Below are 19,541 nucleotides of genomic sequence, written 5' to 3' on the forward strand. Positions count from 1 at the left end.
CCGGTGAAGACGCAGTTCACGCCCCCGCGCAGCTGGAGGAAGTCCGTACCGGCGATCCTGATCACCCGGGCGGCCGGGGGTTCGGCGGAGGCGGTCGCCGATCACGGAGACGCCGGGGCGAGGCTCGCTCGCGTAGTACCACCGCTTCCCGCACCGCAGCAGAGCCTCACCGTCCTCGCTCCAGGTGAAGCCGGGTTTCCGCAGCAGCTTGCGGAACACCGCGCCGGCGGTGTCCGGGTGAGCGGCCGCCGGCCGGTGGATCGGCAGTGGGGCGATCGACTCGCGAGGAACGACCAGCGTCGGTGGGGGCAGGTCCGTCTGCGGGGCCTGCCTCGTGGACGGACACCGGCCGACCGGGGAGAACCTGTTCAGTTCTGGCTCTCCGACCTGCCGGCCGACACCCCTCCGACCACTCTGGTCCGCCCCGCCAAGCTCCGCCGGCGCATCGAACACGACTACCGCGAGATGAAACAAGCCCTGGGCCTGGCCCACTTCGAGGGCCGCACCCGGAGTGGCCGGCGCGCGGGCCGGTCCCGCGGCGGCCGGCCCGCGCCCGGGGAAGACGGTAGCCGTCCGTTCACGGAGCATCGACGCGGGCGGGCCCGCGTTATCGTCTGAGACATGCGTCTGAGCACGGTGATCCTCCCTGTCCATCGATGGGGCGAAGGACAGAAGATCTGGCGGCGGGCCGAAGAACTCGGTTTCCATGCCGCCTACACGTACGACCACCTGTCGTGGCGGTCGTTCCGCGAGAAGACCTGGTTCGGGGCGATCCCGACGCTGACCGCGGCGGCCGTCGCCACCGAAACCATGCGGCTCGGCACCCTCGTGACCTCGCCGAACTTCCGGCATCCGGTGACGCTCGCCAAGGAACTGATCTCGCTCGACGACATCTCGGGCGGCCGGGTCACCCTCGGCATCGGGGCGGGCGGCAACGGCTTCGACGCCACGGCGCTCGGCCAGGACCCGTGGACCCCGCGCGAGCGGGCGGATCGTTTCGGCGAGTTCGTACCGATGCTGGACCGGCTGCTCACCGAGGGCGCGGTGTCGCAGCAGGGCACGTTCTACACCGCGGTGGAGGCCCGGAACATCCCCGGTTGTCTCCAGACTCCCCGGCTGCCGTTCGCCGTCGCGGCGACCGGCCCGCGCGGGCTGAAGCTGGCCGCCGGGTACGGGCAGGCGTGGGTGACCACGGGGGACCCGAAGCTGTTCGAGGAGGGCACGCCGGAGCAGTCCGTGGAGGCGCTGCGCGGCCAGATCGGCAAGCTTGGCGCGGCGTGCGCGGAGGCGGGCCGGGACGTGGCGGAGCTGGACAAGATCCTGCTCACCGCCTTCACCCCCGACCGCAACCGTCCGCTGGAGTCGGTCGAGGCGTTCGTGGACTTCGCGGGCCGCCACCGGGACCTGGGCTTCACCGAGCTGGTCGTCCACTGGCCGGTCCCGGACTCGGACTTCGCCACCGACCCGGTCGTCTTCGAGCGGATCGCCACCGAGGCGCTCGGTCGGCTGGGCTGACCGGGGGTACCGGTTGCCGGGGCGGGCTGAGGCGGTAGGCGCCTCAGCCCGGAAACCCCAGGAATTCGGGGGGTACGGATTCCGCCAGCCACACCCCGTTGGCGCTGACGCGGAAGACATGTCCGGCGCGGTGCATCGCTCCCGCGTCCACGGAGAGCACCACAGGTCTGCCACGTCGTGCCCCGACCCGGGTGGCGGTCTCGCGGTCGGGCGACAGGTGGACGTGGTGGCGGGCCATGGGGCGCAGCCCTTCGGCCCGGATCTCCGGCAGGGACCGGGGCACCGTCCCGTGGTAGAGGTACGGCGGCGGCTCGGCCGTGGGCAGATCCAGATCGACGGCGACGGTGTGGCCCTGGTTGGCGCGCAGGCGGTCCCCCTCCAGGGCGAACCGCTGCTTGTCGTTGACAGCGACCACGTGCTCGAGTTCGGCCCGTGTGATCGGGAAGTTGTGGCGGGCCGCGGCCTCCAGCAGCTCCGCGACGTCCACCCAGCCGTTCGGATCGAGTGTCAGCCCGATGCGTTCCGGCTGATGTCTCAGGTGCCTGGAGAGGTATTTCGACACCTTCACGGTGCGTCTTTCATCCATCCGGCCAGAGTGCCCGGCCGTCCCTGGCCGCGCATCCCGATTGTTTCCAGCTCCTCGGAACTCGCGGGCGCATTCGTGTTTGATCCACAAGCAACTTGACTTATCCACAGGGTATTTGGCGATTCTGTGGACAACGGGCTTTCAGAATGGGCTATTTGGTCAACTTTGGTGTGAAAAGGTCGAGATGTCCCTCTTGATCATAAATCACCTGCTCGCACGCTGCGTTCAACCCGTCGTGCAGAGGTGCATCAGCCTCCGCCCTCCCACCCGCCGCGCCTGGACAGGGGTTTGTGCGCAGGCGTGGACCGGGCTGTCCGCCGATCGCGCGGTCGGTGTACGCCGCTGGTGCGGCCCGCCGGGCGGCATGCGGGGGCGGCGGTCCGGGCCGAATAGCTCATACGCTGAACGCCGTTCCGTCCACAGGTACTCCCCGGGCGCTGGGGACATCCACCCCCGGCCTCGGAAGAACGTGCCTCCGTCCAGGGCGGCGCGAGACGCGCGCGGGCCCGCGCGGGCGCGGGGCGGCCCGGGACCAGTCCACCCCAAGGGGGCGACGTCCCGGTCCCGAACTCGGTCTCCCGGCCCTCAGGGTGGCCCGTACCTGGCCCGTACCGGCGCCAAGTGCTGTGGAGCGAGCGGCCGTCAACAGCTCGGAGAGGCTCTCCGAGCGGGTGCCCAGCCCCGGTCCGGACGCGGCTGCGCGCCCAACTCCGTGAGCATCAGCCTCGCTTGCTCGGCTCCGCGGTACCGCGCCTGATGGTGCCCCGGAGCAGCCCGACGAGGCCCTTGCGCGGTCCCGGTACCACCACGAGCGGCTGATCGCGGACCACCGCGTCCAGTACCGCCTCGGCGACCCGCTCCGGCGCGCGATTCCCGGGGCGCTCGGACGGGCCGTCCGCCTTTCCCCCCGAACTCCGTTCGACGGAAGCCCTTCCGGCCTCGGCCGCCCCTGGTCGCACCGCGCTCACCGAGACCGTACGGGGCGCCAGCTCGGCCCGCAGGCCCAGGCTGAGCGCGAGGACGGCGGCCTGGGTGGTGCCCTGGGCGGCAAACCCCGGACTGCCCGACGGCGCACCGGCGTTGCCCGGGAGCACGTTGACGATGTGGCCTCCTTGGCCGCGCTGGGCCATCCGACCGCCGAACACCCGGCAGCTGTGGACGATCCCCATGAGCCCCGCGTCGAGGGCGCTCCGCCACTCCTCGGCCGTGGTCTCCAGGAAGCGCCCGGACGGGGACGTACCGGCGAGGTCGGCCGGCCCCTTGGCCGACGCGTCGACCGAAACGTCGGCCGGAACGTTCACCAGGACGTCCACGGTGCCGCACTCCGCCGCGATCTTCGCGCCGAGCTTCTCCATCGCTTGCTCGTCGCCCGGTTCGGCGGTCTCCGCCCAGGCTGCCGGTGCCCCGACGAGCCGGGCCGTCCGCGCGGTACGGGCGGCGCCCGCCGCGTCCCGGTCCACGGCCACCACCCGCGCACCGGCCTCGGCGAACGCCAGGGCGGTGGCCCGTCCGATGCCGTCGGCCGCGCCCGTCACCAGCACCAGTTGTCCGCCGAACCGGTCCGCGTACCGGCCGGAGCCCTGGGGTTCTTTCGCCGCCGCCGGACCGGCCCCGGGGTTCTCGTGCACGGTGGCGAACTCGGATATCCAGGAGGCCAGTTGGTCCGGGCGGGTGCGGGGGACCCAGTGCTGGGCGGGCAGCCGTCGGCGGACCAGGGACGGTGCCCACCGGTCCAGGTCGTCGTAGAGGGACTCCGACAGGAAGGCGTCACCGGTCGGCGTGATCAGCTGAACCGGCACGTGGGCGTGCGCGTCGGGACGCGGCCTGCGCAGCCTGGTGAGGACGTTGTCGCGGTAGAGCCAGGCGCCGTGGGCGGCGTCCCGGGGGAGCGAGGCGGTGGGGTACTCGCCCGCCGGTACCTTCTCCAGCCGCTCCAGGATGTCCGGCCACCGGCGTCCCAGCGGCCCCCGCCAGGCGAGTTCGGGCAGGACCGGGGTGTGCAGCAGGTAGACGTACCAGGACTTGGCGCCCTGGCCGGCGAGCTGGAACACGCGCCGGGGCGTGGGCCGGGTCAGGCGGTCCTGGATCCAGTGCCCGAAGTGGTCCAGCGAGGGCCCGGACATCGAGGTGAAGGAGGCGATCCGGCCCTTGGTCCGCCCGACCGTGACGAACTCCCAGGACTGCACCGATCCCCAGTCGTGGCCCACCAGATGCACCGGCCGGTCCGGGCTCACCGCGTCCACCACGGCCAGGAAGTCGTCGGTCAGCTTCTCCAGCGTGAAGCCACCGCGCAGCGGCTTCGGCGCGGTCGAACGGCCGTGTCCGCGTACGTCGTAGAGCACCACGTGCCACTGCTCGGCCAGCGTCCCGGCCACCCGCGACCACACTTCCTTGCTGTCCGGATAGCCGTGCACCAGCACCACGGTCGGCCGGTCCGGATTCCCCATCTCGGCCACACAGAGTTCGATGCCGCCCGTACGGACCCAGCGCTCGCGCGCTCCCGGCAGATGCATCCCGCCACCTCTCCTCGGTCGGGTGACGCCCCTGCGGCACCCGTCTTCCTCGGCCCCGGCCGCCCGAAACCCGCTCACGGGCAGTGCACTTGGCGAGCTGTACGCGCCAGTAACGTGACACTGAAGAATGTGACGAGGCCGGGCGAGGGGTCAAGAGGGAGGCCCCGCCTGTGGACAAGCACCTGTGGACCACCGCCGGTGGAAGAGCCGTCGGGAGGCCGGGCGGGAGGCCGGGCGGGAGGCCGGGCGGGAGGCCGGGCGGGAGACCGGTTGCCGGTACGCGCCCCCATGTGCGGTCAACACCCGTGCACGGCAGGGCGATCGGGGCGGCGGGAGTTCCCGCCCGGGTCACTCCTGTGCCGGACTCCCCTACGGGTTCCTACAACTCAAGTGTGACGTCCGTGCGACCGCCAGGTCTGACGACCGGCCGTACCCGTACCACTACCGTCGTCCATGTGACTGTGATCGCGATGAAAGCCTTGAGCAAGCGGTACCCACGGGTGACCGCTCTTGACCGGCTCTCCTTGGACATCGGACCGGGCGTGACCGGTCTGGTGGGTGCCAACGGGGCGGGCAAGTCCACACTGATCAAAATCCTGCTGGGACTTTCGCCCGCCACCGAGGGCTCGGCCTCGGTGCTCGGGCTGGACGTCGCCACGCACGGTGCCGCGATCCGGGAGCGGGTCGGGTACATGCCGGAGCACGACTGCCTGCCGCCGGACGTCTCGGCGACCGAGTTCGTCGTCCACATGGCGCGGATGTCCGGTCTGCCGCCGACGGCGGCCCGCGAACGCACCGCCGACACCCTGCGCCACGTCGGTCTCTACGAGGAGCGCTACCGCCCCATCGGGGGTTATTCGACCGGCATGAAGCAGCGCGTCAAGCTGGCCCAGGCGCTGGTGCACGATCCCCGGCTGGTTCTGCTCGACGAGCCGACGAACGGCCTCGACCCGGTCGGCCGCGACGAGATGCTCGGCCTCATCCGCCGGGTGCACACCGACTTCGGCATCTCCGTCCTCGTCACCTCGCACCTCCTGGGCGAGCTGGAACGCACCTGCGACCACGTCGTCGTCATCGACGGCGGCACGCTCCTTCGCTCCAGCTCCACCAGCGAGTTCACCCAGACCACCACCACGCTCGCCGTCGAGGTCACCGACAGCGACGCCCACCCGGACGGCACCGACGCACTGCGTCACAAGCTTCTCGGGGCCGGGGTGAAGCTGGTCGGCGACGACGGCGTCGACACCGGCGGTCTGCCCGGAGCCGGTCACATCCTGCTCGTCGAGGCGACCGGCGAGGACATCTACGACCTGGTCCGCGACAGCGTGGCCGGGCTGGGGCTCGGGCTCGTCCGCATGGAGCAGCGCCGCCACCACATCGCCGAGGTCTTCCGCGCGGACGACGCCCGGCCGGTCCCGGCGCCGGCCGCCGCCCCGGTGGCCGGAGCGGGACATCGGGCCCCGGCCCTCGGAGCCGTACCCCCGGCTCCGGCCGGCCCCGCAGCCGTACCGCAGGCCCCGGCGCCCGGGGCCGTCCGTCAGGTTCCGGCATCCGGGGCCGTACAGCAGAAGGGGAGCGGTCCCGATGAGCACTGAGACCAGGGCCCAGGGCGCGCTGCCCGGCGACGCCTCGCGCATCCACGACATCGGCTACCGCTCCTACGACGGCCCCCGGCTGGGACGCGCCTACGCACGCCGCTCGCTCTACGTCCAGTCCCTCAAGGGCGCGTTCGGGCTCGGGCGCTCCGCCCGGTCCAAGGTGCTGCCGATGCTCATGTTCGCGGTGATGTGCCTGGTCGCCGCGGTCATCGTGGCGGTGTCGATGGCCGCGCCGGGTGCCACGAAGCTGGTCGTGAAGTACACCTCCTACGCGATCTACCTGCAGGCCGTCATCGGGCTGTTCGTGGCCGCCCAGGCCCCGCAGAGCGTCTCGCGGGACCTGCGGTTCCGGACGGTACCGCTGTACTTCTCGCGGCCGATCGAGCACGCCGACTACGTCGTGGCGAAGGTGGCGGCGATGGCGTCCGCCGTCTTCGTGCTCACCGGGACGCCGCTGCTCGTCCTCTACGTGGGCTCGCTGCTCGCGAAATTCGACTTCGGCGACCAGACCGGCTGGTTCGCCCAGGGACTGGTGTCGGTGGCCTTGTTGTCCGTGCTGTTCGCCGCGCTCGCGCTGGTGGTGGCCGCGGTGACCCCGCGCCGGGGCTTCGGCGTCGCGGCGGTGATCGCGGTGCTGACCATCTCGTACGGAGCGGTCTCCACGGTCCAGGCCATCGCGTACTCGACCGGCACCGAGGGAGCCATCGCCTGGTTCGGGCTGTTCTCCCCGATCACGCTGATCGACGGGGTGCAGACCGCGTTCCTCGGCGCCTCGTCCGCCTTCCCCGGAGGCGACGGCCCGTCGGCCGCGATGGGCGTCGTCTACCTGTTCGTCGTGTTCGCGCTCATCGCGGGCTCGTACGCCGTGCTGCTGCGCCGTTACCGGAGGGTCGGGCTGTGACCACCATCGAGATCGACCACGCCTCCCGCTGGTTCGGGAACGTCGTCGCCGTCAACGACGTGAGTATGACGATCGGCCCGGGCGTCACCGGGCTGCTCGGTCCCAACGGTGCGGGCAAGTCCACGCTGATCAACTTGATGGCCGGATTTCTCTCCCCTTCGACGGGTACGGTCACGCTCGACGGGCGGCCGATCTGGCGCAACGAGTCGGTCTACCGGGAAATCGGCATCGTTCCCGAGCGGGAGGGCATGTACGACTTCCTGACCGGCCGGGAGTTCGTCGTCGCCAACGCCGAACTGCAGGGCCTGGGAGCCGCCGAGGCGGCGCGCGCGCTCGCCACGGTCGAGATGGAGTACGCGCAGGACCGCAAGATCCAGACGTACAGCAAGGGCATGCGTCAGCGCGTGAAGATGGCTTCGGCGCTCGTCCACGACCCCTCCGTCCTGCTGCTGGACGAACCGTTCAACGGCATGGACCCCCGGCAGCGGATGCAGCTGATGGAGCTGCTGCGGCGGATGGGCTCGGAGGGCCGCACCGTGCTCTTCTCCTCCCACATCCTCGAAGAGGTCGAGCAACTCGCCTCGCACATCGAGGTGATCGTCGCAGGCCGGCACGCGGCCTCCGGCGACTTCCGCCGTATCCGCCGGCTGATGACGGACCGTCCGCACCGTTATCTCGTGCGCTCCAGCGACGACCGCGCGCTGGCGGCGGCCCTGATCGCGGACCCGTCGACGGCCGGCATCGAGGTGGACCACCACGAGGGCGCGCTGCTGATCCAGGCGGTCGACTTCGGCCGTTTCACCACCCTGCTGCCGCGTGTGGCGCAGGAGCGGGGCATCCGGCTGCTGGCCGTCTCGCCGTCCGACGAGTCCCTCGAATCGGTGTTCTCGTACCTCGTATCGGCCTGACCAGTGGCCGCGAAGGAGCTGTGAAGCGTCATGTACGACCCCACAGTCGCCCGGCTCACCTACCGGGCCCTGCTCGGTCGGCGCCGGGCCGCCATCCTGTTCGTCCTGCCCGCCCTGCTGATCGCGATCTCGTGCGCGGTGCGGGTCCTGGCGGGCGCCGACGACCAGATCACCTCGGACGTGCTCGGCGGGTTCGCCCTCGCCGTGATGGTTCCGCTGATCGGTGTCATCGCGGGTACGGGGGCCATCGGCCCGGAGATCGACGACGGGTCGATCGTCTACCTGCTGGCGAAGCCGGTGAAGCGGCCCACGATCATCTTCACCAAGCTGATCGTGGCCATCGCCGTCACGATGGTCTTCTCCGCCCTGCCCACCCTGATCGCGGGGCTCATCCTCAACGGCAACGGCCAGGGAATCGCGGTGGCCTACACCGTCGGTGCGCTCGTCGCCTCGATCGCCTACAGCGCGCTCTTCCTGCTGCTCGGCACGGTCAGCCGGCACGCGGTCGTGTTCGGCCTGGTCTACGCGCTGGTGTGGGAGGCACTCTTCGGCAGTCAGATGCCCGGGGCGCGCACGCTGAGCGTGCAGCAGTGGGCGCTCGCCGTCGCCGAGAAGGCAGGCGCGGAAGGGGCGATCACCGCCGACGTCCATCTCCCGCTCGCCACGGTGCTGCTGGTCGTGGTGACCGTCGGCGCCACCTGGTACGCGGGCCAGAAGCTGCGGACGCTCAAGCTGGCCGGCGAGGAGTAGGACGCGGTGCCGCCCGCCGGGACGGTTCAGTACGGGACGACCCCCGCTCGGGAGGGCGGGGGTCGTCCCGCGTTCTCCGGCCGTCGCGCACGCGGTGGCCTGCCGCGTGACGTGAGGGTTCGCCGGGTCGTTGGGCCGGATGCGTGGAGGCGACTGGAATCCGTGACGACGAGCGTTCGTGAAACAGGGGAATGCCGGCCCCGGTGCGAGAGCCCCGGGCGGAGCCGGCCATCGAGTGAGTGGCACCCGTGAGCGACCTCCGCCCCTGACGCCCGGGGTGAGGGCCGTCCTTCGCTGTTCCCCGCGTACGGAAGGCATGCCCATGCCCACGGAAGTCGCCCTGCTCGAATCCCGCGCTCTGCGCGCCGAGCGGATGGTGCGCGTCGACATCCTCGACAAGGTGAAGAGCCTTGTCATGCTCCCGGACGGAATTCACGTCCGCACAGAGGACGTGGCGCGCTACTTCGAAGTATCCACAGAGGCGGTGAAAAAGGTCACCCAGCGCCATCGGGCCGAGATGCAGGAGAACGGTCTACTGCTGTTGCGCGGCTCTGACCTGCAGTCCTTCCATAGGGACATGGTGTCCCTATGGGGCGGCGAGGGGGAGGGAAGTTATCCACAGGCAGCCGCCCGGCTCAGCCTCTACACCCGTCGCACGGTGCTCAACGTGGCGATGCTCCTTCGCGACAGCGACATCGCCCGCTGTGTGCGTACGTACCTTCTCGACGCCGAGGGTGATCTGCGGGATCGGTACGACTCGCTCGATTTCCGCGTCACCCGGATCGAAAGCTGCCTCGCCGGAGTCGGTTCGGCCCTTCAGGAGCTGGGTCCGGTCCTGCGCAGGATGTCGGAGCGGTTCGACAGCCTGGACCGGAAGCTGGGGGTGACCCATGAGGTCGTCGGTGCGATGAGCGTCCGGCTGGCCGACGTCGCGCACGACGTGCGACGGGTCGATGCCCGGCTGGACGACGTGGCGTACCGGCTGAGGGAGCTGAGGCCCGGACCGCACCAGGGGTGAACCCGGGCCCGGTCCCGTGCGGGACCGGACGCACGACCGCCCGCGGCCTTCGCGGGCCGCGGGCGGTCGGTGCGGTACGTCGTACGGGGCCGGCGCACGGTCCGGCGTACGGGGCGGTACGCGGACTCGCCCGGAAGCTACCGCGTTCCGCCGGCGAGGAGTTCCTCCAGGACCACCGCGATGCCGTCGTCCTCGTTGGACGCGGTGATCTCGTGCGCCACGGCCTTGAGTTCGTCGTGCGCGTTGGCCATGGCCACCCCGTGGCGTGCCCAGCCGAACATCGGGATGTCGTTGGGCATGTCCCCGAAGGCGATCGTGTCCGCGGCCTTCACGCCGAGCCGGCGCGCGGCGAGCGAGAGACCCGTCGCCTTGCTGAGGCCGAGCGGGAGGATCTCCACGACCCCGGGACCCGCCATCACGATGTTGACCAGGCTGCCCACGACCGCCCGTGCGGCGGCCGTGAGCCGGTCGTCGTCGAGTTCCGGGTGCTGGATGAAGATCTTGTTCAGCGGTGCGGTCCACATCTCGTTCGCGTCGTCGACCCGGACGACCGGCAGCGGGCCCTTGTGGACCCGGTAGCCGGGGCCGACCAGGACCTCGCCGTCGAGCCCGTCGCGGCTCGCGGAGAGCAGCAGAGGGCCCACCTCCGCCTCGATTTTGGACAGCGCGAGCCCGGCCAGCTGCCGGTCCAGCGTGAGCGAGGTGAGCAGCTTGTGCTCACCCGCGTGGTAGACCTGCGCGCCCTGGCCGCAGACGGCGAGGCCGTCATAGCCCAGCTCGTCCAGGATCTGCCGGGTCCACGGCACCGCCCGGCCGGTGACGACGATGTGCGCGGCGCCGGCCTCGGTGGCGGCGGCAAGCGCCTCGCGCGTCCGCGCGGAGACCGTGTGGTCGTCGCGGAGCAGCGTGCCGTCGAGATCGGTGGCGACGAGCTTGAAGGGGAAGGTCACTTGGCGACCGGCTCCAGGACCTCACGCCCGCCGAGATACGGACGGAGCATCTCGGGCACGCGCACGGAACCGTCCGCGAGCTGGTGGTTCTCCAGGATCGCCACGATCGTGCGCGGTACGGCGCAGAGCGTGCCGTTCAGGGTGGCCAGCGGCTGGACCTTCTTGCCGTCCCGCATGCGCACCGACAGGCGGCGCGCCTGGAAGCTGTCGCAGTTGGAGGCGGAGGTCAGCTCGCGGTACTTGCCCTGGGTGGGGATCCACGCCTCGCAGTCGAACTTCCGCGAGGCCGAGGCCCCGAGGTCGCCGGTGGCCACGTCGATCACCTGGAAGGGAAGCTCCAGGCCGGTCAGCCACTGCTTCTCCCACTCCAGCAGCCGGCGGTGCTCGGCCTCGGCGTCGGAGGGGTCGACGTAGGAGAACATCTCGACCTTGTCGAACTGGTGGACGCGGAAGATGCCCCGGGTGTCCTTGCCGTACGTACCGGCCTCGCGGCGGAAGCAGGGCGAGAAGCCGGCGTACCGCAGGGGCAGCTTGTCGGCCTCGATGATCTCGTCCATGTGGTACGCGGCCAGGGGGACTTCGGAGGTGCCGACCAGGTAGAAGTCGTCCTTCTCCAGGTGGTAGACGTTCTCGGCGGCCTGGCCGAGGAAGCCGGTGCCCTCCATGGCGCGCGGGCGGACCAGCGCGGGGGTGAGCATGGGGATGAAGCCGGCCTCGGTCGCCTGCGCGATGGCCGCGTTGACGAGGGCGAGCTCCAGCAGGGCTCCGATGCCCGTCAGGTAGTAGAAGCGCGAACCGGAGACCTTGGCCCCGCGCTCCATGTCGATGGCGCCGAGCGCCTCGCCGAGCTCCAGGTGGTCCTTGGGCTCGAAGCCCTCGGCGCCGAAGTCGCGGATGGTGCCGTGCGTCTCCAGGACGACGAAGTCCTCCTCGCCGCCGACCGGCACGTCCTCCTGGACGATGTTGCCGAGCTGCAGCAGCAGGCGCTTGGCCTCCGCGTCCGCCTCGTTCTGGGCGGCGTCCGCGGCGCGCACGTCGGCCTTGAGCTGGTCGGCGCGGGTCAGCAGCTCCGCCCGCTCCTCGGGTGTGGCCTTGGGGATCAGCTTGCCGAGCGACTTCTGCTCGGAGCGGAGTTCGTCGAAGCGGACGCCGGACGACCTGCGCAGCTCGTCGGCGGAGAGCAGGGCGTCGACGAGTGCGACGTCCTCTCCACGGGCGCGCTGGGAGGCGCGAACACGGTCGGGGTCCTCACGGAGCAGGCGAAGGTCAATCACCCCTCCAGGCTACCGGTGTGCGCTTCGGCCATCCGAACCGATATTGCCAAGCGTGTCACTATGCCCGAATTGCCGTGAATGGTATCTCTGATGGAATCCCGGATTCACGTGGGGAGGCCGGTGAGGGGTTGGGTGGGGAAGCGTGGGCGGGAAATCGTCCGCCCGCAATCGTTCCGTGGATGCGGGCGCGGGTGCGGCGGGAATCGGCCAGGTTCGAGGAGTGCGGGCGCCCTGCCGGCCGAGGTGTCACCCGTGGCCGGGGTGTGTCAATCGAGGTGCTCCCGATGCCCCGAAACGGGCAGAAAGTCGCCTCCTTCTTGACGTACCACCCTGCTCCGTCGGGGAGTTGGGGGTGATCTTCGCAGGGGTTGTCCACAAGGTGAGCCTGCTTGGTTCAGTTATCCACAGGCTGTGTGGAAAACCTGTGGATGGTTGAAGATGCTTCCCGGGGGAGGGCTCCGGAGGGTGCAGGGAGCATGGAATCCATTCCCAAACCGCTTTTCGTTCACCCATTCGAGCGGTAATTCGTCATTCCGTGTCGTTGATCAAGGTAATTGAGTCGAACGAGCCGGATGTGGATCATGGGGAGTCCTGAGAGGCTTCGCGGCTCCATGGGGTCACCTGGGGTGATTTGTCGATGATGTCGAGCGATGGTGTCGACTTGTCCCCAGGCCGAGGTCGCTCCCTGTGGATAACTCTGTGGGTAAACGACCATCGGTGGGGAGGCCGCCCGGATGTGCACCCGGCGCTCCTGCGAAAACGCCTCCTGGAGCGGCCCCGTACCGTCAGCCGCGTCCGTCCTGGCTGCGGGCCAGCCAGTCCGAGGCGTCGGCGAAGTCCGCGTCCGAGGTGCCCACACGCAAAGGGGCGGCCTCCTCCGCTGTCACTCCGGCCCGGGGGTAGGAGCCCAGAAAGCGCAGGTTCGGGCAGATGCGCTTGAGTCCCATCAGCGCCTCGCCCACCCGCCGGTCCGCGATGTGTCCCTCGGCGTCCACCGCGAAGCAGTAGTCGCCGATGCCCTTACCCGTGGGACGGGACTGGATCAGCATCAGGTTGACCCCGCGTACCGCGAACTCCTGGAGCAGTTCGAGCAGGGCGCCCGGGCGGTCCTCGCCCAGCCAGAGGACCACGGAGGTCTTGTCGGCGCCGGTCGGGGCCGAGGGCCGGGCCGGGCGGCCGACGAGGACGAAGCGGGTCTGCGCGTTCACCGCGTCGTGGATCTCGGTGGCGAGCGGGACGAGCCCGTACGTCGACGCCGCGAACTCCCCGGCGAAGGCGGCGTCGTACCGTCCGTCCCGGACCAGCCGGGCGCCGTCCGCATTGGACGCGGCGGACTCCCACACGGCTCCGGGGAGGTGGGCGGCCAGCCAGTTGCGGACCTGCGGCTGTGCGGCGGGGTGCGCGGTGACGGACTTGATGTCCTCCAGCCGGGTCCCGGGACGCACCAGCAGCGCGAACGAGATGGAGAGCAGCACCTCGCGGTAGATCATCAGCGGGGCGCCCACCGCCAGCTCGTCGAGGGTCGCGGTGATCCCGCCCTCGACCGAGTTCTCGATCGGTACGAGCGCGGCGGCGGCCTCGCCGCTGCGTACCGCGTCCAGCGCCGCCGGTACGGAGACCATGGGGACGAGCTCGCGGGTGGCGGCCTCCGGGAGCGTACGGAGCGCCACCTCGGTGAAGGTGCCTTCGGGGCCGAGGTAGGCGTAGCGCGTAGCGGACATGCGGTCACTCTAAGGGCTGGCGGGGCGGCTTTCGGGGGTGTTCCGGCAGGGCCCGGCGGCGGGCCCCGCGCCCCCGGGGGCGGTCAGGACTCCAGCAGCCGCTGCCCCACGTACTCCCCTTGCGCGGCACCGCCCGGCACCGCGAAGACACCGCTCGCCTCGTGCCGGATGAACGGCGAGAGCGCGTCCCCCCGGTCGAGTTTGCGCTGCACCGGCACGAAGCCCCGGAACGGGTCGGCCTGCCAGCAGACGAAGAGCAGCCCCGCGTCCGGCGTCCCGTCCGGGTCGATGCCGTCGTGGTACGAGAACGGGCGCCGCAGCATCGCCGCCCCGCCGTTCTTCTCCGGCGAGGAGATCCGGGCGTGGGCGTTCGACGGGATCACCGGCTTGCCGTCCGCACCGAGCTTGTCCAGATCCATCGCGGTGGTCTCGGTGCCGCCGCTGAGCGGGGCGCCGTCGTCCTTGCGCCGGCCGATGACCCTCTCCTGACGTGCGACCGAGAGCTTCTCCCAGTCGTCCAGCAGCATCCGGATGCGGCGGACGACCGCGTAGGAGCCACCCGCGAGCCAGTCCCCGGCCGGGTCGGCGGCAGCGGAGGCCGAGGACGCGGGCACGAAGATCCGTGCGTCGAAGTCGCCGTCGGCGGGCTTGGGGTTGTTGGTCCCGTCCAGTTGGCCCATCAGGTTGCGGGCCGTCAGGGGGCGGGCGGTCGCGCCCGGAGTGCGGTTGAAGCCGTTCATCTGCCAGCGCACGCGCGCCGCCGAACCGGCGGCCCGCTGGACCGCGCGCAGTGCGTGGAAGGCGACGAGCGCGTCGTCGGCGCCGATCTGCACCCAGAGGTCGCCGTTCGACCGTCCGGAGTCGAGGTGGTCCGAGGAGAACGCGGGCAGCGGGTCGAGCCCGGCGGGCCTCCGCTCCTCCAGTCCGGTCCGGTCGAAGAAGGTACGGCCGAAGCCGAAGGTGAGCGTCAGGGAGGACGGGCCGGCGTCCAGGGCGATCCCGGTGTCCCCGCCCGAGTCGGCCGGGCGGCCCGCCATCAGCTCCGCGGCCAGCGCCGACCAGCGCCGCATCAGTGCGGCGGCCTGGGTGCGCCCGGCGCCCGCCGTGAGGTCGAAGGCGACGAGGTGGCCACTGGCCTGGAGCGGTGTGGTGATCCCGGGCTGAAGTTTCCCGTGAAACATCGCCTCGGTCGAGCCGATCGAGGAGAGCGCCGCCGGTGCGTCCGGGCGCGTCGCGGCGTACCCGGTGGCACCACCGGCGGCGCCCAGCACCAGGCCGGCGGCCCCGGCCGCCCCGGCGCCACCGAGCAGCTTCCGCCGAGAGACTCCGCCGGTGGCCGCGTTCGCGTCGTCGCTCTCCGGGGCAGCCCCGTTCGCCCCGGCACGCTCCCGGGGGATCCGTACGTTCGTGTTCCGCTTGCTCACGCAGCTCAGCCGATCTTCACGTTCTTGACGACGGTGGTCTCGTCGATGTCCGAGGTGCGGACGGTGACCGCGAGCTTCCATTCGCCCGCCATCGGGATCTGGACGCCGCTCGCGGCCCAGTGGCCCTCGGCGAGCCGATCGGGGACGACCGGCAGGGGGCCGATGTCCTTCGCCTCCAGGGTGAGCGCGATCCGTACCTCCGGTACCTCCATCGAGGTGCCCTTCCCGTCCTGGAGCCACAGGTGCAGGTCGTTGGAACCGGTCCGGCCGGGGTCGAGGTCCAGCTGGACGGTTCCCTTGCCGTTGATGCCACCGGTGTCGAACGGCAGGCTCACGGTGACCGGCTGGGCGGCCTCCGGAGCGGCGGCGACGTTGGTCCGCGCGGCCTCCTCCTCCGTACGGCCGGGTTCGGTCGACGAGAGAACGGTGGTGACGGCCAGCAGGACGACGGCGATGCCGGTCTCGACGAGGACCGAGCGGCGCAGTCCGGAGCGGCCGGTATCGGCGTCGCGGGCCTTCCGCTCCCTGGTCGACGTCAGGGCGGCCCGTTGCCGGGCGAGTTGGGCGGCACGCGCGGGGTCGGTGCTCGTGGCCGGCCCGCCCTCGCCCGTACCGGCGGCCGGCTCGGTGACCGCGACGGTGACCAGTCCGGCCTTCGCCTCCTCGGCCGCCGGGTCGGCCCCGGTCTCCGGGGTCACCGGTCCGGTCCCGGTCTCTTCGGTCACCGGTCCGGTCCCGGTCTCCGGGGTCACCGGTCCGGTCCCGGCCGGCTCCCCGTTCGTGAGCCGGCCCGTCCAGCGCCGGGAGATCCAGGCGACGCCCACGAGGACCGCGACCAGTCCGACCTTCACCAGCAGCAGCCGGCCGTAGGTGGTGCCGGTGAGCGCCGACCAGGAGCCGACCTGGCGCCAGGACTGGTAGAGCCCGGTTCCGGCGAGTACCACCACGCTGCCGAACGCCATCCGTGAGAAGCGGCGTACGGCGGCGGAGGGCAGTTCGGGGACCCGGTAGAGGGCGGTCAGCAGGGAGGCCAGGCCGCCCAGCCAGGCCGCGACCGCCAGCAGGTGGGCCATGTCGACCGGCATGGCGATGCCCGGCTGGAGCCCGGTGGAGGCGTGTTCGGCGAGCGACCAGGTGCCCGCGATCCCGGTGGCGACGACCGCCCCGCCGAGCGAGAGGCCGAAGGTGAGGTCCTTCCGCTCCTTCTCGTCCTCGCGCCGGGGGTACGTACCGAACAACACGGCGACGAAGAGCGCGGAGGCGCCCAGCAGGAGCAGCCGGGAGACCAGCGCCGCACCCGGCTTGGTCTCCAGCGACGCCTGGAGACCGGCGAGATCGAAGGCATCGGCGAACTTCCCGCTGCCGGTGTACGGGTTGCGCAGCAGCAGCATCAGCAGGGTGGACGCGGTGAGGGTGATCCAGCCGCCGAGGACGAGCCGTTGCAGCGGGCGGGCCGAGGCGCCGCCCCGCCAGCAGGCGAGGACGAACGCGGAGCCGCCCGCGAGCAGGATGAAGCCGGTGTACGCGGCGTACCGTGCGATGTCGTAGAGCAGGCCGACCACTCCGCCGCCCGCTCCCGAGGTGGGCAGCGCGACGGTGGTGGTGGACGGTGCGCCGATGGAGAAGGTGAAGGCACCCGAGACCGGGTGGCTGTCGGCGGACACCGCCTGCCAGGCCACGGTGTAGGTGCCGTCGGGGAGTCCGGAGTGGAGCGTGACGGCGTACCGGGCGGCCTTGCCGTCGCCGACCGCGCGCGGGTCACCGGTGTCGGCCCGCGCGCCGGACGGATCGAGCACCCGGATCGCGTCGTCGCCCAGCGAGACGGACTCGGAGAAGGAGAGGGTGACGTTCTGGGGTGCGGCGTCGACCACCGCCCCGTCCTGCGGGTCGCTCCCCGTGAGGGCGGCGTGCGCGGACGCGGGTGCCGCGCCCGCCAGCATCAGGCCGAGGAACAGGCCGATCAGCGTGGCGAGGAGCGCGGACGCGGTGAGCGGCCGGCGTATCGGGGAAGGCCGGACACGACCTGCGCGCGGGGCGGTGGCTGTCATGGTGGATTCAGTCCCTCACTGCTTCGCCGGGTTGTAGGTCGTCTCCTCGACGGGAAGCTCGACCGTGATCGGGCCGGTCTTCTCGAAGTGCAGCTCCACGGAGATCTTCTGTCCTCGCTTCGGCTGCCGCTTGAGTTCGCTGAACATGATGTGGCTGCCGCCGCGTTCGAGGTCCAGTTCGCCGCCCGCGGGCACCTCGAAGGACGAGACCATCCGCATGGTCTGGCCCTTGGTCTCGTGGATCGTGACGTGGTCGGAGATCGAGCTGGTCACCGACGTCAGCCGGTCGGTGGCCCCGCCCTTGTTCTCCACGACGAGGAAGGCCGCCGCGATGTCGCTCACCGGCTGCGGCATGAACGCCCCGACGACCTTCAGCTCGGGGGAGCCCCCGGCGGAACACCCCGCGAGGGTCAGGCCCGTGGCGAGCGCCAGTCCGCCGGCGAGTACCGCCCGGCCTGTCACGGCTTCGCCCCCTGGATGAGCTTGGGGAGGTCCGCGGTGTAGTCGTCGGCGGTGGTGTCCTCGCTGTAGATGACGTATCCGGCGTCGGTTTTCGGGGAGAACGCCATGACCTGGGCGCCGTGCATGGAGACGACGGTGCCGTCCTTCTCCGTCGTCGCGGGGTCGATGCCGATGCCCATCGACCGGGCGCCCGCCTGGATGGTCTTGAAGTCGCCGGTGAGGCCGATGAAATCGGGGTCCTGGGCCTTGAGCCAGGCACCCAGCGAGGCCGGGGTGTCCCGCTCGGGGTCGGTGGTGATGAAGACGACCCGGAGTTCGTCCTGCTCGGCGGCGGGCAGCGCGCGCTTGGCGAGCGCGATGTTGCTCATGGTCAGCGGGCAGACGTCCGGGCAGTTGGTGTAGCCGTAGTAGATGAGCGTCGGCTTGCCCTTGGTCTCCTTGCGGAGGTCGTACGTCTTGCCGTGGGTGTCCGTCAGGACGAGGTCCGGCTTGGTGAACGGCTGGTCGAGGACGGTGGCGGCCTGGGTGGTGGTGGACGTGGAGACGTCGGTCACCGGCTTGGCGGACGCGTCGTCGTTCGAGCCGCAGGCGGTCAGTGCCAGTGCCGCCGCCGCGGCGAACGCGACGACCGACGCCAGTTTCTTGGTGCGCATGAAGGATGTGTTCCTGGTCCGTGGTGCGGTGGATGGCCCCCGGGAACCGGGCCGGGGCGCGCGTGCGCCCCGGCCCGGCACGGAGGGACGGAGGGTCCGGGTGGGTCAGACGGTACGACGGCGGGCGAGGACGCCGAACGCGACGCCCGCGAGGCCGATGACGATGCCGACGATGCCCAGCACCCGGGCGGTGCTGTCGCTCGCCGAGGTGGAGTCCGAGGCGGCCTCGGTGGCGTGACCGGCCGACGCGGACGCGTCGGTGCCGGCGGCCTTGTCGTCGGCGGTGGCGCCGTGGGCGTCCGCCGCGGCGTCGGTCAGTGTCAGGACCGGCGCCGGGTTGTCGGGCTCCTCGCCACTGGCCGGGGTCTCCTCGATCCAGCGGACGACTTCCTTGCTGCTGTACGTCTGGAGGGCCTTGAAGACGAGCTGGTCGGCGTCCTCGGGGAGTTGGCCCACCGAGAGCGGGAACTGCTGGAAGTACCCGGGCTTGATCGCGGCGGAGGCGTCGGCGGTCCAGGTGACCTTGGAGACGGCCTCGGTCACCTTCTTGCCGTGGACGTCGAGCGGCTTGGCGAGCGTGGCCTTGGTGACGTCGATCTTCCAGCCCGGCACGGCTTGCGGGCTGACCGAGGAGAGCGGGTGGTCCGTGGGGAAGCTGACTTCGAGCTTCACGGTGGAGGCGTTGTCGCGCTCGTTGGGGACCTTGAAGTTGATGGTGGCGTAACCGCCCTTGGCCGCCTCGCCCTGGGGCTGCACGCTGACGTGCGCGGAGGCGGGACCGGCGAGCAGCAGAACGGTGGTCGCGGCGATGCCGCCCGCGACGGCGATACGGGAAACGTTCATGGCAGGGATCACTCCACGGAGCAGGGAAACGGTGATCCGGCGCGCGGGTGCGCGACGGCATCACGACACCTCGTCCCACGGCCGTCGTGACGGCGGGGCCGTCCTTCGGCACGGGGAGGATGTCGCGTCAGGCTGCGAGGGCGTACGCGGCGGGAGGCCCGCGCCTGATCACCAGATGCTGGAGAGGATCGCCGGTGGCCGGAGCCGGGGCGTCCACGGAGGTACGGGCCGGGCGCGGCCCGGCCGTCGGCGCGCCGGGGAATCCGGCGCGCAGTACCCGTATCCGTCGATCGCGATGGTGCCCTCGTCCGGCTTCTGCATGCCGTAGAGGATCTTCATCAGGGTCGACTTGCCGGCGCCGTTCTCGCCGATGAGCG

16 protein-coding genes and 2 pseudogenes are annotated in these 19,541 nt (G+C 71.2%); 7 read left to right on the plus strand and 11 right to left on the minus strand.

Annotated elements, in window-relative coordinates; all coding sequences use genetic code 11:
• Positions 1-345 precede the first annotated feature (345 nt).
• Together ACWD3D_RS17820 and ACWD3D_RS17825 are read left to right on the plus strand one after the other, a co-directional pair.
• Positions 346-516 (plus strand): annotated as a pseudogene (locus ACWD3D_RS17820) (IS701 family transposase); the annotation flags it as partial.
• A 105-nt stretch (positions 517-621) separates the two neighbouring features.
• Positions 622-1,515 carry an LLM class flavin-dependent oxidoreductase gene (locus tag ACWD3D_RS17825; protein ID WP_451461782.1) on the plus strand — a complete coding sequence of 298 codons (894 nt, stop codon included), beginning with the start codon at positions 622-624 and terminating at the stop codon, positions 1,513-1,515.
• A gap of 43 nt (positions 1,516-1,558) precedes the next feature.
• Here ACWD3D_RS17825 and ACWD3D_RS17830 read toward each other — a convergent pair whose 3' ends face one another.
• Positions 1,559-2,101, minus strand: coding sequence for an RNA 2'-phosphotransferase (locus ACWD3D_RS17830; RefSeq protein ID WP_451461783.1), 543 nt, complete (start codon positions 2,099-2,101; stop codon positions 1,559-1,561).
• 719 nt (positions 2,102-2,820) lie between these two features.
• Positions 2,821-4,614, minus strand: a complete 1,794-nt coding sequence (locus ACWD3D_RS17835) for an SDR family oxidoreductase (RefSeq protein ID WP_451461784.1) — start codon at positions 4,612-4,614, stop codon at positions 2,821-2,823.
• A 470-nt stretch (positions 4,615-5,084) separates the two neighbouring features.
• Here ACWD3D_RS17835 and ACWD3D_RS17840 point away from each other — a divergent pair, with 470 nt between their 5' ends.
• From ACWD3D_RS17840 to ACWD3D_RS17860, 5 genes are all read left to right on the plus strand, one after another.
• Positions 5,085-6,209 carry an ABC transporter ATP-binding protein gene (locus ACWD3D_RS17840; protein ID WP_451461785.1) on the plus strand — a complete coding sequence of 375 codons (1,125 nt, stop codon included), beginning with the start codon at positions 5,085-5,087 and terminating at the stop codon, positions 6,207-6,209.
• Positions 6,199-7,113: an ABC transporter permease gene (locus tag ACWD3D_RS17845; protein WP_451461786.1), complete on the plus strand. Its 915-nt coding sequence runs from the start codon at positions 6,199-6,201 to the stop codon at positions 7,111-7,113. Before ACWD3D_RS17840 ends, ACWD3D_RS17845 begins: the two co-directional genes overlap by 11 nt.
• A complete protein-coding gene (locus ACWD3D_RS17850; RefSeq protein ID WP_451461787.1) occupies positions 7,110-8,021 on the plus strand; it encodes an ABC transporter ATP-binding protein in 912 nt (303 codons plus the stop codon). The genes ACWD3D_RS17845 and ACWD3D_RS17850 overlap by 4 nt, the downstream gene beginning before the upstream one ends.
• 30 nt (positions 8,022-8,051) lie before the next feature.
• Complete coding sequence (locus ACWD3D_RS17855) at positions 8,052-8,771, plus strand: ABC transporter permease (RefSeq protein ID WP_451461788.1); 720 nt, start codon at positions 8,052-8,054, stop codon at positions 8,769-8,771.
• A gap of 322 nt (positions 8,772-9,093) precedes the next feature.
• Positions 9,094-9,789: a hypothetical protein gene (locus tag ACWD3D_RS17860; protein ID WP_451461789.1), complete on the plus strand. Its 696-nt coding sequence runs from the start codon at positions 9,094-9,096 to the stop codon at positions 9,787-9,789.
• Positions 9,790-9,926: 137 nt separating this feature from the next.
• Here ACWD3D_RS17860 and ACWD3D_RS17865 read toward each other — a convergent pair whose 3' ends face one another.
• The 9 genes and pseudogenes from ACWD3D_RS17865 to ACWD3D_RS17905 form a co-directional block, all read right to left on the minus strand.
• Positions 9,927-10,739 (minus strand): HAD family hydrolase, encoded by an 813-nt coding sequence (locus ACWD3D_RS17865; protein WP_451461790.1) that lies wholly within the window; start codon positions 10,737-10,739, stop codon positions 9,927-9,929.
• On the minus strand, positions 10,736-12,013 hold the full coding sequence (serS, locus tag ACWD3D_RS17870) for a serine--tRNA ligase (protein ID WP_451461791.1): 1,278 nt from the start codon (positions 12,011-12,013) through the stop codon (positions 10,736-10,738). Before serS ends, ACWD3D_RS17865 begins: the two co-directional genes overlap by 4 nt.
• Before the next feature lie 785 nt (positions 12,014-12,798).
• Positions 12,799-13,734 (minus strand): prephenate dehydratase, encoded by a 936-nt coding sequence (pheA, locus tag ACWD3D_RS17875; RefSeq protein ID WP_451461792.1) that lies wholly within the window; start codon positions 13,732-13,734, stop codon positions 12,799-12,801.
• Positions 13,735-13,817: 83 nt separating this feature from the next.
• On the minus strand, positions 13,818-15,239 hold the full coding sequence (efeB, locus tag ACWD3D_RS17880; protein WP_451461793.1) for an iron uptake transporter deferrochelatase/peroxidase subunit: 1,422 nt from the start codon (positions 15,237-15,239) through the stop codon (positions 13,818-13,820).
• Positions 15,164-17,206: a copper resistance CopC/CopD family protein gene (locus tag ACWD3D_RS17885; protein WP_451461794.1), complete on the minus strand. Its 2,043-nt coding sequence runs from the start codon at positions 17,204-17,206 to the stop codon at positions 15,164-15,166. The genes efeB and ACWD3D_RS17885 overlap by 76 nt, the downstream gene beginning before the upstream one ends.
• Positions 17,207-17,221: 15 nt before the next feature.
• Complete coding sequence (locus ACWD3D_RS17890; protein ID WP_451461795.1) at positions 17,222-17,668, minus strand: copper chaperone PCu(A)C; 447 nt, start codon at positions 17,666-17,668, stop codon at positions 17,222-17,224.
• Positions 17,665-18,321: an SCO family protein gene (locus tag ACWD3D_RS17895; protein ID WP_451461796.1), complete on the minus strand. Its 657-nt coding sequence runs from the start codon at positions 18,319-18,321 to the stop codon at positions 17,665-17,667. Before ACWD3D_RS17895 ends, ACWD3D_RS17890 begins: the two co-directional genes overlap by 4 nt.
• Positions 18,322-18,426: 105 nt before the next feature.
• A complete protein-coding gene (locus ACWD3D_RS17900) occupies positions 18,427-19,164 on the minus strand; it encodes a YcnI family copper-binding membrane protein (protein ID WP_451461797.1) in 738 nt (245 codons plus the stop codon).
• A gap of 282 nt (positions 19,165-19,446) precedes the next feature.
• Positions 19,447-19,541, minus strand: a pseudogene (locus ACWD3D_RS17905) (ATP-binding cassette domain-containing protein); the annotation flags it as partial.

The sequence above is a fragment of the Streptomyces sp. NPDC002690 genome (assembly GCF_053592415.1).

Coding starts and splice junctions, on each gene's coding strand:
- ACWD3D_RS17860 (WP_451461789.1), top strand. CDS start 9,094: ATGCCCACGGAAGTCGCCCTGCTCGAATCCCGCGCTCTGCGCGCCGAG.
- ACWD3D_RS17835 (WP_451461784.1), bottom strand. CDS start 4,614: ATGCATCTGCCGGGAGCGCGCGAGCGCTGGGTCCGTACGGGCGGCATC.
- ACWD3D_RS17885 (WP_451461794.1), bottom strand. CDS start 17,206: ATGACAGCCACCGCCCCGCGCGCAGGTCGTGTCCGGCCTTCCCCGATA.
- ACWD3D_RS17895 (WP_451461796.1), bottom strand. CDS start 18,321: ATGCGCACCAAGAAACTGGCGTCGGTCGTCGCGTTCGCCGCGGCGGCG.
- ACWD3D_RS17825 (WP_451461782.1), top strand. CDS start 622: ATGCGTCTGAGCACGGTGATCCTCCCTGTCCATCGATGGGGCGAAGGA.
- ACWD3D_RS17840 (WP_451461785.1), top strand. CDS start 5,085: ATGAAAGCCTTGAGCAAGCGGTACCCACGGGTGACCGCTCTTGACCGG.
- ACWD3D_RS17900 (WP_451461797.1), bottom strand. CDS start 19,164: ATGAACGTTTCCCGTATCGCCGTCGCGGGCGGCATCGCCGCGACCACC.
- ACWD3D_RS17845 (WP_451461786.1), top strand. CDS start 6,199: ATGAGCACTGAGACCAGGGCCCAGGGCGCGCTGCCCGGCGACGCCTCG.
- ACWD3D_RS17830 (WP_451461783.1), bottom strand. CDS start 2,101: ATGGATGAAAGACGCACCGTGAAGGTGTCGAAATACCTCTCCAGGCAC.
- ACWD3D_RS17855 (WP_451461788.1), top strand. CDS start 8,052: ATGTACGACCCCACAGTCGCCCGGCTCACCTACCGGGCCCTGCTCGGT.
- efeB (WP_451461793.1), bottom strand. CDS start 15,239: ATGGAAGCTCGCGGTCACCGTCCGCACCTCGGACATCGACGAGACCAC.
- pheA (WP_451461792.1), bottom strand. CDS start 13,734: ATGTCCGCTACGCGCTACGCCTACCTCGGCCCCGAAGGCACCTTCACC.